The sequence below is a fragment of the Mesorhizobium argentiipisi (SeqCode) genome (genome assembly GCF_037179585.1).
Taxonomy (GTDB): domain Bacteria; phylum Pseudomonadota; class Alphaproteobacteria; order Rhizobiales; family Rhizobiaceae; genus Mesorhizobium; species Mesorhizobium argentiipisi.
The window spans coordinates 530,559-546,747 of sequence record NZ_JAPYKO010000002.1; the positions used below are offsets into that span (position 1 = coordinate 530,559).

At 63.6% G+C, this 16,189-nt stretch carries 17 protein-coding genes; 7 read left to right on the forward strand and 10 right to left on the reverse strand.

Annotated elements, in window-relative coordinates:
- Positions 1-6 precede the first annotated feature (6 nt).
- From cysT to O7A05_RS05395, 3 genes are all read left to right on the forward strand, one after another.
- On the forward strand, positions 7-858 hold the full coding sequence (gene cysT, locus O7A05_RS05385; protein ID WP_337091930.1) for a sulfate ABC transporter permease subunit CysT: 852 nt from the start codon (positions 7-9) through the stop codon (positions 856-858).
- Positions 851-1,735, forward strand: a complete 885-nt coding sequence (gene cysW / locus O7A05_RS05390; protein ID WP_337091931.1) for a sulfate ABC transporter permease subunit CysW — start codon at positions 851-853, stop codon at positions 1,733-1,735. The genes cysT and cysW overlap by 8 nt, the downstream gene beginning before the upstream one ends.
- Positions 1,736-1,807: 72 nt before the next feature.
- A complete protein-coding gene (locus O7A05_RS05395; RefSeq protein WP_337091932.1) occupies positions 1,808-2,848 on the forward strand; it encodes a sulfate/molybdate ABC transporter ATP-binding protein in 1,041 nt (346 codons plus the stop codon).
- Between the two features lie 15 nt (positions 2,849-2,863).
- Here the strand turns inward: O7A05_RS05395 and O7A05_RS05400 are convergent, their stop codons facing one another.
- Entirely contained in the window at positions 2,864-3,262 is a 399-nt protein-coding gene (locus O7A05_RS05400; RefSeq protein WP_337091933.1) for a type II toxin-antitoxin system VapC family toxin, read from the reverse strand.
- On the reverse strand, positions 3,262-3,534 hold the full coding sequence (locus O7A05_RS05405; protein WP_337091982.1) for an antitoxin: 273 nt from the start codon (positions 3,532-3,534) through the stop codon (positions 3,262-3,264). Before O7A05_RS05405 ends, O7A05_RS05400 begins: the two co-directional genes overlap by 1 nt.
- 227 nt (positions 3,535-3,761) lie before the next feature.
- On the opposite strand from O7A05_RS05405, the gene O7A05_RS05410 reads away from it, so the two are divergent.
- The 3 genes from O7A05_RS05410 (at position 3,762) to O7A05_RS05420 (ending at position 6,734) form a co-directional block, all read left to right on the forward strand.
- Positions 3,762-4,748: a sulfate ABC transporter substrate-binding protein gene (locus O7A05_RS05410; protein ID WP_337091934.1), complete on the forward strand. Its 987-nt coding sequence runs from the start codon at positions 3,762-3,764 to the stop codon at positions 4,746-4,748.
- A gap of 236 nt (positions 4,749-4,984) precedes the next feature.
- Entirely contained in the window at positions 4,985-5,434 is a 450-nt protein-coding gene (locus O7A05_RS05415; protein ID WP_040984137.1) for an RrF2 family transcriptional regulator, read from the forward strand.
- 154 nt (positions 5,435-5,588) lie between these two features.
- A complete protein-coding gene (locus O7A05_RS05420) occupies positions 5,589-6,734 on the forward strand; it encodes a hypothetical protein (RefSeq protein WP_337091935.1) in 1,146 nt (381 codons plus the stop codon).
- A gap of 28 nt (positions 6,735-6,762) precedes the next feature.
- On the opposite strand, the gene O7A05_RS05425 is transcribed toward O7A05_RS05420, so the two are convergent.
- From O7A05_RS05425 to O7A05_RS05455, 7 genes are all read right to left on the reverse strand, one after another.
- Positions 6,763-7,275: a gluconokinase gene (locus O7A05_RS05425; RefSeq protein ID WP_337091936.1), complete on the reverse strand. Its 513-nt coding sequence runs from the start codon at positions 7,273-7,275 to the stop codon at positions 6,763-6,765.
- Positions 7,276-7,319: 44 nt separating this feature from the next.
- Positions 7,320-8,291, reverse strand: coding sequence for an ABC transporter permease (locus O7A05_RS05430; RefSeq protein ID WP_415926958.1), 972 nt, complete (start codon positions 8,289-8,291; stop codon positions 7,320-7,322).
- 23 nt (positions 8,292-8,314) lie between these two features.
- The gene (locus O7A05_RS05435; protein ID WP_337091938.1) at positions 8,315-9,295 is read right to left on the reverse strand and encodes an ABC transporter permease; all 981 of its coding nucleotides are present in this window, start codon (positions 9,293-9,295) and stop codon (positions 8,315-8,317) included.
- Positions 9,292-10,836: a sugar ABC transporter ATP-binding protein gene (locus tag O7A05_RS05440; RefSeq protein ID WP_337091939.1), complete on the reverse strand. Its 1,545-nt coding sequence runs from the start codon at positions 10,834-10,836 to the stop codon at positions 9,292-9,294. Before O7A05_RS05440 ends, O7A05_RS05435 begins: the two co-directional genes overlap by 4 nt.
- Before the next feature lie 73 nt (positions 10,837-10,909).
- On the reverse strand, positions 10,910-12,034 hold the full coding sequence (locus O7A05_RS05445) for a sugar ABC transporter substrate-binding protein (RefSeq protein ID WP_337091940.1): 1,125 nt from the start codon (positions 12,032-12,034) through the stop codon (positions 10,910-10,912).
- A 292-nt stretch (positions 12,035-12,326) separates the two neighbouring features.
- The gene (gene gntR / locus O7A05_RS05450; RefSeq protein WP_337091941.1) at positions 12,327-13,355 is read right to left on the reverse strand and encodes an HTH-type transcriptional regulator GntR; all 1,029 of its coding nucleotides are present in this window, start codon (positions 13,353-13,355) and stop codon (positions 12,327-12,329) included.
- Positions 13,356-13,511: 156 nt separating this feature from the next.
- On the reverse strand, positions 13,512-14,744 hold the full coding sequence (locus O7A05_RS05455; protein WP_337091942.1) for an MFS transporter: 1,233 nt from the start codon (positions 14,742-14,744) through the stop codon (positions 13,512-13,514).
- 252 nt (positions 14,745-14,996) lie between these two features.
- Between O7A05_RS05455 and O7A05_RS05460 the strand changes: the two genes are divergently transcribed.
- The gene (locus O7A05_RS05460; RefSeq protein ID WP_337091943.1) at positions 14,997-15,284 is read left to right on the forward strand and encodes a DUF3175 domain-containing protein; all 288 of its coding nucleotides are present in this window, start codon (positions 14,997-14,999) and stop codon (positions 15,282-15,284) included.
- Positions 15,285-15,320: 36 nt separating this feature from the next.
- Here the strand turns inward: O7A05_RS05460 and O7A05_RS05465 are convergent, their stop codons facing one another.
- Entirely contained in the window at positions 15,321-16,097 is a 777-nt protein-coding gene (locus O7A05_RS05465) for a FadR/GntR family transcriptional regulator (protein WP_337091944.1), read from the reverse strand.
- Positions 16,098-16,189 lie beyond the last annotated feature (92 nt).

Genomic DNA, 16,189 nt, shown 5'->3' on the forward strand with positions numbered 1-16,189 from the left:
AACAGCATGACCACAGCACCCGTCAAGGCGGGTTGGCGATTCAGGCAGCCGAGTGTCATTCCGGGTTTCGGACTGACGCTCGGCTTCTCGCTTGCCTACCTCACGCTCATCATCCTCATCCCGCTTTCGGGGCTGGTCTGGCGCTCGGCCGCGCTCGGCTGGGCCGATTTCTGGGCAATCGCCGCTGACCGGCGCACCCTCAACGCGCTGAAGATAAGCTTCGGCACCGCCTTCCTGGCGGCCGTCGTCAACGTCGTGTTCGGCACCATCGTCGCCTGGGTGTTGGTCCGCTACCGTTTCCCCGGACGCCGCATCGCCGACGCGATGGTCGACCTGCCCTTCGCCCTGCCCACGGCCGTCGCCGGCATCGCGCTCACCACGCTCTATGCGCCGAACGGCTGGATCGGTCATCTCCTGATGCCGCTCGGCATCAAGGTCGCCTACACGCCGCTCGGCATCGTCGTCGCGCTGGTGTTCATCGGCCTGCCCTTTGTCGTGCGCACCGTCCAGCCGATCATGGAAGAGATCGACAAGGAGGTCGAGGAAGCAGCCGCCACGCTCGGCGCCAACCGTTTCCAGATCATCACGCGCGTGCTCTTCCCAGGCCTGGCCCCGGCGATCATCACCGGCTTCTCGCTCGCCTTCGCGCGCGGCGTCGGCGAATACGGCTCGGTCATCTTCATCGCTGGCAACCTGCCCTTCAAGTCCGAGATCGCGCCGCTTCTGATCGTGATCAGGCTCGAGGAATACAATTACGAAGCGGCGACCGCGATCGCCGCGATCATGCTGGCGCTGTCCTTCCTGATGCTTCTGGTCGTCAATCTCGTCCAGACATGGAGCCGCAAGCGCTATGGCTGATCCCGAGATCAAATCCTACGAGCTGCATCACGAGAGCCAGTCGGCCGCGGTGACCGAAAGCCGGCCCGTCAAGGCCGTGCTGATGGCAATCGCCCTTGCCTTCCTCGCCGTCTTCCTGCTCCTGCCGCTGATCGTCGTCTTCCACGAGGCGCTTGCCAAAGGCATCGGCGCCTACACGGAGGCCCTTTCCGGCCCCGACACGCGCTCCGCCATCCGCCTGACCTTGCTTGTGGCGGCGATCTCGGTGCCGCTCAACGTCGTCTTCGGCATCTCGGCCGCCTGGGCGATCGCCAAGTTCGAATTCAAGGGCAAGGCGTTCCTGACCACCCTCATCGACCTGCCCTTCTCGGTGTCGCCGGTCATCTCCGGCCTGGTCTACGTGCTGCTCTTCGGCGCGCAGGGACTGCTCGGCGCCTGGTTGAAGGCGCATGGCATCGTCATCCTCTTCGCCGTGCCCGGCATCGTACTGGCTACCATTTTCGTCACCTTCCCCTTCGTCGCGCGCGAGCTCATTCCGCTGATGCAGGAACAGGGCAATGGCGACGAAGAGGCGGCGCTTTCGCTGGGCGCCAGCGGCTGGCAGGCCTTTTGGTATGTGACCCTGCCCAACGTCAAATGGGGACTGCTCTACGGCGTGCTTCTGTGCAATGCGCGCGCCATGGGCGAGTTCGGCGCGGTCTCGGTGGTGTCGGGCCACATACGCGGCCTCACCAACACCATGCCGCTGCATGTCGAGATCCTTTATAACGAATACAACGCCGTCGGCGCCTTTGCCGTCGCTTCGCTGCTCGCCGGCCTGGCGCTGGTGACGCTGGTCTTGAAAACGCTTCTCGAGATGCGCTACGGCGCCGAGATCGCCGCGACGCGCGGACACTGAACACTACCTGTCGCCCAAGAGTGCCTGGCAATTTTGGGAACAACGACCGCATCAACGGACTGAGGGATTTGCATGGAAGTTCGCGTCGTCAATGTGCGCAAGGAGTTCGAGCGGTTTCCGGCGCTCCACGACGTGTCGCTCGACATCAGGTCCGGCGAGCTGATCGCGCTGCTCGGGCCGTCGGGTTCCGGCAAGACGACGCTGCTTCGCCTGATCGCCGGCCTGGAGCGGCCGACCAAAGGTGCGATCTTCTTCGGTGACGAGGACGCCTCGCAGAAGTCGATCCAGGAGCGCAATGTCGGCTTCGTCTTCCAGCATTACGCGCTGTTCCGCCACATGACGGTTGCCGACAACATCGGCTTCGGCCTGAAGGTCCGGCACGGCGCCGCAAGGCCCTCGGGGCAGGAAATCCGCCGACGGGCGCTCGAACTGCTCGACCTTGTCCAGTTGTCTGGCCTGGAAAAGCGCTATCCGGCGCAGCTTTCCGGCGGTCAGCGCCAGCGCGTGGCTTTGGCGCGCGCCATGGCGATCGAGCCCAAGGTGCTTTTGCTCGACGAACCCTTCGGCGCGCTCGACGCGCAGGTTCGCCGTGAGCTTCGCCGCTGGCTACGCGAGATCCATGACCGCACCGGCCATACGACCGTCTTCGTCACACATGACCAGGAAGAAGCGCTGGAGCTCGCCGACCGCGTCGTCGTCATGAGCCAGGGCCGCATCGAGCAGGTCGGTACCGCCGACGATATCTACGATACGCCGAACTCGCCCTTCGTCTACTCCTTCATCGGCGAGTCGAGCTCACTGCCGGTCAAGGTCGAGAACGGCGAGGTCTGGATCGCCGACCGGCCGATCGGGCTCTCGGCGCCGCATGCGCCGTCCGGCGAGGCGGTTCTCTACTTCCGCCCGCACGATGTCGACCTGCTCGACGGCTGCAGCGGCTGCATCGCCGGCACGGTTGCCGCCAGCCGCCGCGTCGCCGGCACCAGGCGTGTCGAGCTCGAGGTCGGCGGCGAGCGCCAGCGCGTCGAGATCGAGCTGCCGGTCGACCATCCCGCGGCGCAGAAGAGCCGCGTGGCCTTCAGGCCGCGGCGCTGGAAGCTTTTTCCGGCGGCTTGACCGTCGCGTCGAGCGTTATTCCAGCCAGTTCTCGACCTTCAGCTTTCTGATCCGGGTGAACTCGGCTGTGTTGGCCGTTACCAGCGTGGTGCCCGATACGCAGGCGTGAGCGGCGATAAAAAGGTCGTTGTGGCCGATGGTCTCGCCCCTGCCTTCCAGTTCGGCGCGCAGCGCGCCGTACTCGGCATCAACCGGCACGTCGAGCGGCAGGACCGGAATCTCTGCCAGCAGTTCCTCGACCTTCTTGAGCAGCTTGGTCGATCCCTTCCTGGCGCAGCCGTACCGCAGTTCCGAAGCGACGACGATGCTGGTGCACACGGCAGCGTCTCCCACGCGCGCCATGACGCCGGCGGCCTTGCCGGCCGGGTTTCGGATCATGTCGCTTATGATGTTCGTATCGAGCATGAACCGCATCAAAAGATGTTCTCGGGTTTGACCGGACCATCGTCGATCTCAGGGAAGTCATCCTCGGAATCGAGCGGGGGCTCTTTCGCCCATTGCGCAAGCAGCGCCGTGAGACCTGATTTACGAACCGGCTCGATGACGAGACGATCGCCTTCGCTGCTGATCAAGACCTTGTCCCCGGGAAGTTCGAATTCGACGGGAATCCGTACGGCCTGGCTGCGGTTGTTGCGGAACAGCTTTGCCTCCTTCGGCGGCGTCGCTGCATGGCGATGTCGGGTCATGTGGCATTCCTTGTATATACCAAATGTATATGCTGAAGCGCCAAAATGCAATCTTTTTGCTTCTAGGCCTGGCTAAAGCAAGGCTCTCACCGGAAAAACTAATAACCGATTGTGTCAGCGATATCTTTTCTCGTTGCGGCGCCATCGTGCCGCGCGCATGTCTCGCCGCGAACCGGGACTTCGGCTATCGTTCGTCCGTTAGCATATTTTCGTCGGAGCCTGTTTTCATGAAGCGTCTATTGCTCGGCATCGCGGCTGTTGTCGGTCTCGTCCTCGCGTCCTCCCAAGCCTGGGCGGCCGACAAGCTTTTGAATGCATCCTATGACGTCGGCCGCGAGCTGTTCGCCGACATCAACAAGGCCTTCATCGCCGAGCACCCCGGCGTCACGGTCGATCAGTCGCATGCCGGCACCTCCGCGCAGGCGCGCGCGATCGCTGAAGGTCTTGGCGCCGATGTCGTCACCTTCAACCAGGTCACCGACGTTGATTTCCTGGTCAAGAAGGGACTGATCTCAGCCGATTGGCAGAAGGATTTTCCGGACAACGCCTCGCCCTTCTATTCGCTGCCGTCCTTCCTGGTGCGCGCCGGCAATCCCAAGCACATCAAGGACTGGAACGATCTGGTGCGTGACGACGTGCAGGTGATCTTCCCCAACCCGAAGACATCCGGCAATGCGCGTTACACCTATCTCGCCGCCACCGCTTACGCCAAGGAAGCCTTCAAGGGCGACGACGCCAAGGTGAAGGAATTCATCACCAAGCTGTTCAACAACGTGCCGATCTTCGACACCGGCGGCCGCGCCGCCACCACCACCTTCGTCCAGCGCGAGATCGGCGACGTGCTGATCACCTTCGAGTCGGAGACACGCGGCATCCGCAAGGAATATGGCGACGACAAATTCGAGCAGGTCACGCCTTCCGTCAGCCTGCTCGCCGAATTCCCTGTGGCGATCGTCGACAAGGTTGCCGACGAGCATGGCAGCCGTGATCTCGCCAAAACCTATCTCGACTTCCTCTACACGCCGGACGGCCAGGAGATCGCCGCCGGGAACGGCTTGCGGGTTCGCGATACGACGGTGGCCGCCAAGCACAAGGCCGACTTCCCGGACGTCCGGCTGCTGACCGTTGAGGAAGTCTTCGGCGGCTGGGACAAAGTACAGAAGGAGCATTTCGCCGCCGGCGGACAGCTCGATCAGGTCTATGGCAGCCGCTGAGCCGGCCCACAATCAGGAAGCGCAGGAAAGCCGGCCTTAGCCGGCTTTCCTCGTTTGAGCCCGCCGGCATTTCGCGGGGGAAATCCGGCGTCCAACGTGAAAAACGTTACGAAGAATCAACGCGTTTGTGCCTAAGCTGCCGGGCAAATTATTGGGCCAGGCGGTCAACTGTCATGATTTGCACACAAACAACCGCCAGATGCAGGCGCATTGGGGTTTGATGAATTGAATCGGGCATGCTGACCAAAAAAGGCAAATACGGCCTCAAGGCCCTCGTGCATCTTTCCGGCCTGCCGGCTGGCCAGCTTGCATTCGTCAACGACATTGCCGTCGCCAACAACATCCCGAAGAAATTCCTGGATGCGATCCTGGGCGAGCTGCGCAATGCCGGTTTCGTCCAGAGCCGCAAGGGCAAGGAAGGCGGTTACCGCCTCGCCCGGCCCGCTTCCGAAATCAAGATCGGCCATGTCGTGCGCGTGCTCGACGGGCCGCTGGCGCCGATCCCCTGCGCCAGTCGCACGCAATACCAGCGCTGCGAGGATTGCGACGAGGCAACCTGCCAGGTCCGCCACATGATGCTGGAAGTGCGCCAGGCGATCGCCGAGGTGCTGGACAACCGCAGCCTCGCCGCCATGCGCGACGCCGACAACGACGATTTCCCGGCGGAACTCACGTCTCAGATTTGAGGCAAGCGTGCAGCGGCCAGGATCGGCCACTTCGCCGCAAGCTTCCGCCCGCAATTGCGCCAAACGACAAGCCGCGGCCCTGACCTGTCGCCCTCGGTTGCCAGTCTACCGCGGACGCAGTAAAGCGGCTGGAGATGAAACAGGGCTCTGACGCATGAGGCTGCCTTGGTTTGGCAATTCCCGCAGGGCCAGCCGGCAGCCATCGTCGAATGACATCTATCATACCGAGATTACCGCAGATGTGCCGGTGCCGGAGCGCAACGAGTCCGTTCGCTTCTTCAGCCGCAAGGTTACCCGCCCCGGAAAACTGCGCCGCTTCACCAATCGGGACCTGCGCGAGAGCCTGCTGTCCTGTTTCTATCTCGGCGTCGCGGCGATGCTGCCGGTCTCCTGGTGGAGCCCGATCTGCGGCTGGGTGTCCGGGTGCAGGCGCAAGCGCCACTTCCGCAAAGACTTTGCCCGTTACGAGATCGCGGTGAGAGCCGTGCTCGGCGATACCGTCGATACGAAAAGCATGTTCGAGGCGCTGCTCGCCGCCATTCACCGCCGGCGGCTGACGCTTGCGGCGCATCTCGTCGCCGGCTGGCGCTGGTCGCCGGCGATCCGGCTCGAAGGCCTCGAGGCGCTGCAACAAGCCCTGCGCAACGGGCGCGGCGCCATCATATGGTGCGACCAGTTCACGGCGCAGACGATCATGGGCAAGCGCGCCCTGCATGAGGCTGGCGTCGATACCCACCAGGTGAGCGCGCAGTACCACGGCTTCTCGCCGAGCAAGTTCGGCCTGCGCTTGATCAATCCGCCATTGGTCAAGGTTGAGAATCGCTTCCTGAAAAGCCGGATTGTGTTTGAGCGCACCGATGCCTATCAGGTCACCACCCGCATCCAGAAAGTGCTGAAAGCAAACGGCGTGGTGCTGATGACCAACACCATCTATGCCGGCTCCGCCTTCACCGAGGCAGCCATGGGCGAGCGCGGCTGGACCCACCTCGCCTCGGCGCCGGCGAACTTCGCCGCGCGCGCGGGCGCTGCGCTGTTTCATATGGCGACCATCGAGACGGCGCCTTTTCGCGAATATCGGGCGATCGTCAGAGAGCTGAGCGCGAGCCCAGAGGCGCCCGCATCGCCTGCCAAGGACACGACAGGGAAGAACCTCGTCGTTCAGGCGGGATTTATCCTGTCGAAGCGCGACCAGATGCTGGAGACGCTCAAACTCTGTCCGGAGCAGATGATGGCCTGGTCGAGCGCCGTGCGGCTGACGGAGCGGCCAACCGAGGCCGCGATCGGCAACGAGGGCGCCTGAAGCCTCTGTCCGGTGCGTATTGTTAAAATCACCCACCCCGGTCGACGACTTCTTTCACGATCGCGGCAACACTTCGCGTTCCGTCGACCGTTACCGCCTGTTCGTCCGCGGCAGGCTCTTCCAGTGTGGCGAACTGGCTGTCGACCAAGCTGGCGGGCATGAAATGCCCCTTGCGGTTAGCGACGCGCCGCCAGGCGGTCTCGCGATCGATCTTGAGATAGAGGAAGACCATACCGGGGCAGAAGCGGCTCAGCCGGTCACGGTAGCTTCGCTTCAGCGCCGAGCACGCCGCCACTGGTTTTCGCCCGCCGGCGACCGAGGCCGCAATGTTCTCGCCTATGGCGTCGAGCCAGCCCGCGCGCAGCGCATCCGTCAGCGGCTCGCCGCGCGCCATGCGCGCCACATTCTCCGGCGGATGCAAGCGGTCGCCTTCGATGAAGTCGGCGCTCAGCGCCTTGGCGAGAGCCTCGCCGACGGCCGTCTTGCCGCAACCGGCAACACCCATCACGACGATGGCCGGGGCCGTCTGAAGATCGTTCATGCGGAGCTCCGGGATCTGCGGTCTTGCGCTCGCCTCATCCACGATCAGCGGCTTGCTGGCGCCCGCCCGTAGAGCAGAAGCATGGCGACGATGACGACGCCATAGATGATCTGCCGCCCCGCCTCCGGCATCTGCATGACCGAGAGGATGGATTGCAATAGCGTGATCAGGATCACGCCCGCCACCGTGCCCAGATAGGAGCCGCGCCCGCCCAGGATCGACGTGCCGCCCAGCACAACGGCAGCGATGGACGGCAGGAGATAGGCATCACCCATCGACTGCGCCGCCTTCGACGCATAGCCGGCCAGAAGCACGCCGCCAAAGGCCGACAGCCCGCCGGAGACGGCGAAGGCGATCATCACGATGCGGCGCGTGTCGATGCCGGAAAGGTAAGCGGCGCGCTCGCGATTGCCGATGCCGTAGACGGCGCGGCCGAAGCTGGTGCGGGTCAAAGCGAAGACCATCGCGGCGCCGATCAGCGCCCAGATGATGACCGCATTGGGAACGCCCGGAATGGTGAAGCCGGTCGCCAGATATCGCATCGCAGCGGTCGCCGAATCCTGCGGCGAGAAGCCGCCTGTGTAGACCACCATCAGCCCTTGCGCGACCGCGTTGGTGGCCAAGGTTATGATCATCGAGGGGATGCGCAGATAGGCGACACCGATGCCGTTGACGATGCCGATCGCCACGCCGCACAGCACGCCGAAGGGGATGGCGAGAGCAACGCCGACCGGGCCGTAGGCCGCGGCCGCGCAGGCCATCATGGCGCCGGCGGCCACGGACCACGGCACGGAGAGGTCGATCTGGCCGAGCAGGATGACCAGCATCATGCCGGTGGCGATGACGCCGAGGAAGGACGCGACCTTCAATTGCTGCAGCAGATATTCCGGCGACAGGAAGCTGCGCGAATAGAGGCTGCCGAGCAGCAGCAGGATGACGATGCAGGCGAAGGCTGTCAGCACCGCCGGGTCGGCGCGCCGGATGAATTTCGGCATGCGGCCGGCGATGCCGCCCATGATGCCGCCAAGCGTCGTTTCGCTCACAGGAACCACTCCAACCGGTTGCGCACCCGAAACAGCGCGAAAGCGCCGAGGCTGACCGCGATCAACAGGATAACGCCCTGGAATAGCGGCTGCCAGAGCGGATCGAAGTCAAACACGAACAGGAGGTCGCCGATGGTGCGGAAGGCAAGCGCGCCGAAGATCGCGCCGATGGCGCTGCCCTTGCCGCCGAATAACGACACGCCGCCGAGCACGACCGCCGCGATCGAGAACAGCGTGTAGGCATTGCCGCTCGCATAGGCCGCCTCGCCCGTATAGGTGAAGAAGGTGAGGAACAGGCCGCCGATGGCTGCAAGCAGGCCGGCAAGCGTGTATGCCAGAAACTTGCCTCTGCGGATCGGCACGCCAGACATGTAGGCCGCGGTCTCCGATGAGCCCGCAGCATAGGCGGCGCGCCCAAGTTCGGAGCGGCTGAACGGCACCCAGACGATCAGCACGATGACGAGCAGGGCCACGAGGCTTGCTGGCGCCACGCCGAAGAAACGTCCGGTCAGGAAATCCGCGAGGTTCTCGTTGACCGAGCCGCCGGGAACCGGACGCAAAAGCAGCGCCAGGCCGAAAAAGACGGCGCCTGTGGCGATGGTGGCGACGATCGGCTGCAGCCGGCCGTAGATGACGATGGCACCGTTGACCGCCCCGCAGATGAGCCCGGTGCCGAGCACCGCCAACACGCCAAACGCCGTCTCCAGGCCGGTGCCGACCACCAGCCAGGAAGCCATGCAGTTGGTCAGCGTGAAGATCATGCCAACGGAAAGGTCGATGCCGGCGGTGATCACCACCAATGTCTGCGCCATGGCGACGAAAGCGAGCAGCACGCCCTTGTTGGCGGCCGTCTGCACGACATTGGCAGTAAAGCCCGCCGGGTGGTTGGCACTGTAGATGGCGAACATGACGATGAAGATGCCGAAGGCCAAAAGCGTTCCGCGCTCTTCGGCCAGCCAGTAGCGCCAATCCTTCACCCCTTTCCTCCTAGCTCGGTGCGGCGATCATCGCCATGGATGTTGAGCGCGGTGGCGATCAACGCGTGCTCGGTGATCCCCTCGCCGACCAACTCGCGTTTGATCGCACCGTCATAGAGCACCAGCACGCGGTCGCAGCAGCCGATCAATTCGTCATAGTCGGTCGAATAAAACAGGATCGCGGCGCCCGCATCCGCCAGCTTGCGCATCAGCTGATAGAGCTCCTGCTTGGTGCCGACATCGATGCCGCGAGTCGGATCGTTGAGCAGGATGATGCGCGGTTGCCGCATCAGCCATTTGGCGATCACCACCTTCTGCTGGTTTCCGCCCGAGAGCGCGCCGACGGGAATGTCGAGCCCTGCCGTCTTGATCGCCAGCAGCCCGACCATGTCGTCGATCAGGCGCTGTTCGGCGGCGCGGTCGATAATGCCCGCTTTCGACAACCTGTCGAGCGCCGCGAAGGACAGGTTCTCGCGCACCGTCATCGGCAGCATCAGTCCTTCGGTCTTGCGATCCTCGGGGATCAGCGCCATGCCGATGCGGCCATGACTGGCCGCGGTCGGGCTGGCGATCGAAACCGGCTTGCCGTCGATCAGCACCTCGCCGCGCAGGCCGCGCAGCACGCCGAAAAAGGCCAGCAGCAATTCGCGCTGACCTTGCCCATCGAGGCCGCCCAGGCCGACGACTTCGCCGGCCCTGACGCTCAGCGAAATATTGTCCAGCCGGTCGGCCCAGGAGAGATTGCGCGCTTCGAGCACCGGCGTGGCGGCCGAGGCGGCAGCGGGTTTCGGCGGGAAGATATGGCTGTATTCGCGGCCGATCATCAACTCGACCACTTCATTGTCGCTCTTCGAGCCGGCTGGGTAGCTCGCGACATTGCGGCCGTTGCGAAATACCGTGCAATGGTCGGCGAGTTCCGCGATCTCGTTCATGCGGTGCGAGATATAGAGCAGCGCCAGTCCTTCCGAGCGCAGCCGCTTCAACACGTCGAAGACCTTGGCAACATCCGCCGCCGTCAGAGCCGAAGTCGCTTCGTCAAGGATCAGGATGCGCGGCTTGCGGGCCAGCGCCTTGGCGATCTCCACCATCTGCCGGCGCGACAGCGGCAGGTCCTTGACCAGGGCGCGGGGGTGGATGTCGGAGGCGCCGGCGCGTGCCAGCGCTTCCTCCGCGATGCGTCGCTGCGCCTTGCGGTCAATCATGCCGAAGCGCTTCGGTGGATCGGAAATGACGATGTTGTCGGCGACGCTCAGTTCCGGGATCAGCGACAGTTCCTGGAAAATGCAGACGATGCCGGCCTGATTGGCCGCGGCCGGCGATGCAAATGTCACCTCGCGGCCGTCCAGGCTCATAGCACCTTCATCCGGCGCGACGACACCGGCCATGACCTTGATCAAAGTCGATTTGCCGGCGCCGTTCTCACCGAGAATGGCGTGGATGCTGCCGGCCGTGACGGTGAGATCGGCCTTTTCCAGGGCGCGCACACCGCCATAGCGCTTGGATATGCCTTCCATGCGGAAGAGCGGAGCCGCGCCGTCCATCTGCCTCCCCAGGCCAGTTCGTGATTGGCATCAAGCGCCGGCGTCGCGGCTTTCGCGACGCCGGCGTGTCAGACTATTTGTTTTCCTTGGTCTGGCCCATGATTTCCTGCGCGGTGAAATTGATGCCGCAGGTCGGGAAGGAATTGCCGACGAAGAAATTGTCGGACTGGTCGGGGAAGAAATCCTGCCCCGCCTTGAAGTTCGGATCCTCGACGATGGCCAAAGGCAGCTTGATCGATTGCGGCACGACATTGCCTTCGAGCGCGGCAATCGCCGTCTTGATGGCGACCGCAACCTGGGCCGGGCCGGTACCTGCGGACGAGCATTTCAGCCCGTCGGCCGCATGCGCGGCACAGAATTTGCGGAAGCCGTTTTCCGTCTCGCCGCCGAACGGCACGAACGGATGCTTGGCGTCGATCATCGCCTGCACGATCCCGGTGTCGCCACCTTGCCCTGTGATGCCGTCGAACGGTCCGCTGGTGGCGATCGCGTCGGCCGTGGCTTTCTGCGCCACGCCGTCATCCCACTTGCCGACGACTTCGGTGACATCCCATTTCTTGCCCGAGCCATCGAGCACCTCGTGAATACCCTTGTGGCGATCGGTGTCGACGGAAGTGCCGGCGACGCCGCGCACCTCGAGCACCTTGCCGCCGTTCGGCACATGCGCGACCAGCCATTTGCCCCAGAGCTCGCCGAGGCCTTTCTGGTCGACATTGACGTTGATGGCGTCCTTGGTGTCGAGGATGTTGTCGAAGGCGACAAGCACGACGCCCGCTTCCTTGGCGCGTTTGATGACCGGTCCGAAGGCGGTCGGATTTTGCGCGTTCACGACGATCGCGTCAAAGCCGGAATCGATGAAGTTGTTGATCGCCGAGATCTGCGCCGGCACGTCCTCGCCGGTCGATACGACCTTGAATTCCTTGAGCTTCTTTGCGACATCGGGCTGCGCCGCATAGGCCTTGGCCGTCTGGATCATCTGAATGCGCCAGGTGTTCGCTATGTAGCCGTTGGCGAGCGCGATGCGGTAGGGCCCTTCCTTCTTCGGATATTTGAAAAACTGCGTGTCGGCCGCCCAAGGCGCAAAACAGTCCGGCTCGGCCCCGGGCCCTTTGACCACTTCAGGACCGGCGATCGCCGATGAACTCAGCATGACGAATGCAGTGGCGGCAATGACGCCGCCAACGAGTGACTTGATCATCGATATTCCTCCCAGTTGCAGTTCTGCTTGTTTATGAGTCTGGCGCTGTCGTTCGGCGTACTTCGCCGCCGAGCAGCCTGGCGAGCGGTCTGCGCCGCCCTGATCCTCCTCTCCCCCTCACCTATGCGCGACATTTAGAACGTTATCATATTATCCATAATAAACAAGCGAGCGCCTGTTGCTTATGTATAATAAACAAGCTCGATTCCGAATTAATGTCGATTTTACAGACAAATGGTAGCGCTACCATGTGAGGCTGTAAAGCGCCGCGTTTCAGCGTTTTTCGGTATTCTCAGCGGGCGGTGCTCTCACGCCGCATGAGCTCGAAACCGAGGTCGACGATCCGCTGTTCCGGACGGTTTCCAGCGATTGCCGACAGCGCCATGGCGACGGCGCGGGTGCCGATTTCATAGCGGTGCGTCCGCACGCTGGTGATCGAAGGAAACGACACCTGCATCATGTCGAGATCGTTGAACCCGGCAATGCCGATCTGCTTGGGCACGTCGATAGAGGCGCGACGGCATTCGAACAGAACGCCGAGCGCGATATCGTCATTGTTGCAGAATACGCCGTCCAGCGTCGGCATCTTGGCCAGCGCGTCGCGGAACAGCTCGCGCCCGAGGCTCACGCTTGACGGCACGGGCGTTGTGGTGATCAGCCGCGGATCGAACAGACCGGCGGCCTCCATGGCGGCGCGGTAGCCGGCAAGGCGCCGCTGCGAGCGCGGATCCATCCTGGCGCCGATAAAGCCGATCTTGCGGTATCCGGCTTCAAGGAGGTGCTCGGCGGCCGTCCTGCCGCCGTCGAAATGCGAGAAGCCGACCATCATGTCGACCGGGTCCGGCCCGGTCTCCATCACCTGCACCACCGGGCAGCCGGCTTTCTCCAGCAGTCGTCGCGCGCCGGGGGTCTGGTCGATGCCGGCCACGATCAGCGCCGCCGGGCGTTGCGATCCGAAAACCTGCAACAGCCGCTCTTCCTCAAGGCCTGAATAATGGGTGTTGCCGATCTGGATGCGGAACGGACTGTCGGACAGGCTGTCATAGATGCCGCGCACCACTTCGGCAAAGACGTTGTTGGTCAGCGAAGGCACCAGCACGCCGAACACCTCGGCTCGCGCCGAGGCAAGCGCGCGGGCGTTCGGGTCGGGCACGTAGCCGAGTTCGTCGACCGCGGCCTGTATCTGCCGGCGAAGGTCCTCCGACACCCGTCCGGGCTCGCGCAGCGCGCGCGACACAGTAATGGCGCCGACGCCGGCCTTGCGGGCGACATCGGCAATGGTCGGACGGCCGCCGCCGCGACGGGAGCGCGGTCTGGTCAACGCCTTGTCCCACTGCCTTTGACGCACGGCTGCAACATCAGGATCGGCATCCGTGTCATCGCGCCACCAAGTCAGCCCGCCAAATCAGCATTGCCGATTGGCGTCGCGCATGCGTCAACCGTTGTCAAGCAAGCCGATGTCGGCGCCCGAGGTCCGTCAGGCGAGCGCCGTGACGCTGCGGTTGGCCTTCCACATCAACAGGGCGATGGCCGCGAGGTTGACGAGGTTCCAGCCGATGCCATTCAGGAACGCTGCCGCGTAAGACCCTGTAAGATCATAGATCCAGCCCGACATCCAGCCGCCCACCGCCATGCCGAAGATCGTCGCCATCAAGACGATGCCGACGCGCCGGCCGGCTTCCCTCGCCGGCATGTAGCCGCGCACGATGATGGCGTAGCAGGGCACGATGCCGCCTTGCGACAGGCCAAACACCAGCGAGACGACATAGAGCGAGGCAAGTCCGTCGAAGGGGATGTAGAAGAGCAGCGACAGGCACTGCAGCGCCGAGCCTATCAGCAGCGTCTTCACCGCGCCGATGCGGTCGGCGAGAAAGCCCGAGCCGATCCGGCTGACGACGCCGGCCGCCAGCATGATCGACAGCATGTCGGCGCCGCGCGCGACGCCGTAGCCGAGATCCATGCAATAGGCGACGATATGCACCTGCGGCATCGACATCGCCATGCAGCAGCCGAAGCCGGCAATCACCAGCAGGACCTGCAATTGCGAGGGCGACAGCGAGATCGGCTGCACCGGCCGCGCGCGAGGCGCGCCGGAAATCCCCTCATGCGGCGCGCGCCGGCGCAGCAACAGGACCAGCGGCACCATGGTGACAAGGCAGATGACCCCGATCACCGCATAAGTGACGCGCCAGCCATGGCCTTGCATCACATAGGGCATGATCGTCGGCCAGACCGCCCCGGCAATGTAGTTGCCGGACGCCGCCACCGTCACCGCAACGCCGCGACGGCGGTTGAACCAGTGCGAGACATCGGCGATCAGCGGCCCGAAGATCGCCGAACAGCCGACGCCGATCAGCAGGCCTTGCGCAAGTGTGACGCCCAGGATCGAATTGGCGAGCGATGCCAGCAGAAATCCCGCGCCTAGCGCGAGCGAAGCGGCCAGCGCCGGTATCCAGTATCCAAAGCGATCGATGGCGCGCCCAATCAGCACGTTGCCTGCGGCAAAGCCCACCATGGTCGCCGTATAGGGCGTGGAGGCCGCTGCGCGATCGATGCCGAATTCGGCCTGCACCGCGGGCAGGACCACGACCACCGCCCAGGTGCCGACGCCGCCGATCGTCGCCAGCAGCAGGGAAATGCCGAGTCGCGTCCATGCATAGAAGCTGTCTATGTCGGCGTTGTTTGCCGCGTTTGCAGGAAGTGTCGTCACGGCGTCTCCTGTCCGCGATTTCTTCGAGATCGCGCGTTTAAGCGCACTATCGGCCCATTTCCCGAGCCGAGCAGCGCCACAGCGGGCAAATCCGTGGCTCCAGAGCCGGGAACCCGCCTCGCCTCACCGAGTTTGCCTCTGAGCAATTCCAGGAAAAGTGATTGACGGTTTTCCGTCCGGAATTGCGTGGAAACAAAAGAGATGGGGCGGTTCGGCGGTGAACGCTGAACCACTCCAGCAAGGAGTTTCGCCATGACCGCCAAAAAGAAATGGTCGGCCGACGTGACAGAGCACAGCGACGCGCTCGATCTCGAGGAGCACGTCTTCGAATCCGATGACGCCAAGAAGATCGCCGCCTCGCTGAAGCGCTCGGCCGAGCACAGCGACCGCCGCAAGGCCGAGCCGTTCCAATCCGCTATGTCGATGTTGAATTTCTACATCAACCGCGCCGGCAAGAACCTGCCCGAACAGCGCAAGAGGGTGCTGGAAAAAGCAAAGGACGAACTGCGTGTCGCGTTTGGCCGCGAAAAGCAGGACTAGGAAGTCAGGCCGGCCCCACCTGAATATCGATGGAGCTCAGCGCGACTGGATCACTTCGTCGGTATTGGCCAGCAGTTTGCGGACCGCGTTGCGCGCCGCGTCCGGCCTCTTCAGGCGAATGTTCCTTTCGATCGCTTCATGCAACTTCTGGGCATGATGCAGGTCGTCCCGCTCGCGCGTGGTGTAGGTGAAGAGATGGTCGAAGGCGGATTCGATCAAGACGCCTAGCGGCACCAAGAGATCGTTGCCCGAGGCCCGGAGGATCGCGAGATGGAAACGCGTGTCGGCGCGCGTGCGCTCCTGCAGATTGGTAGCCTCGCCCATTTCGCGGCAGGCCTGGCTGATCTCGGCCATCTGCTCGTCGGTGCGCCGCAACGCAGCGAAGGCCGTCGCCTCCGGCTCGATGATGTGGCGGAATTCCTGCACCGTCTTCAGGAACACCTCGCGGTCCGGCGACGTCGCGTACCAGGACAGCACGTCGCGGTCGAGCAGGTTCCAGCGTTCCTTCGGTTCGACCCAGCTGCCGATCTTCGGCCGCGAGGCCAGAAGACTCTTTGCCATCAGCATCTTGATCGCCTCGCGCACCGCAGAGCGGCTGACGTCGAAGGTTTCCGACCATTTGGCTTCATTGGGCAGGATGGTGCCCGGCGGATAGTCGCCGCGCACGATCCGAAGGCCGATTTCGCTCGCAAGCGAAGCATGCACGCTGGCACCGGGGATGCGGGGCGCGTCAGCCCGGCGAACGCCGGCTGGACGCTCCGCTGCCGCCGTCTTCATCGGCCTTTTTTCATTGTTCGGCTTCGCGTCCCGCATAGGTTCACAAAATCCCGTTTTCAAAGCCTGTCAAGCACGGCAAGCCTGCTTTGCTACAACCTGCGAAGATGTGCACAGCTCAACCGGCATTT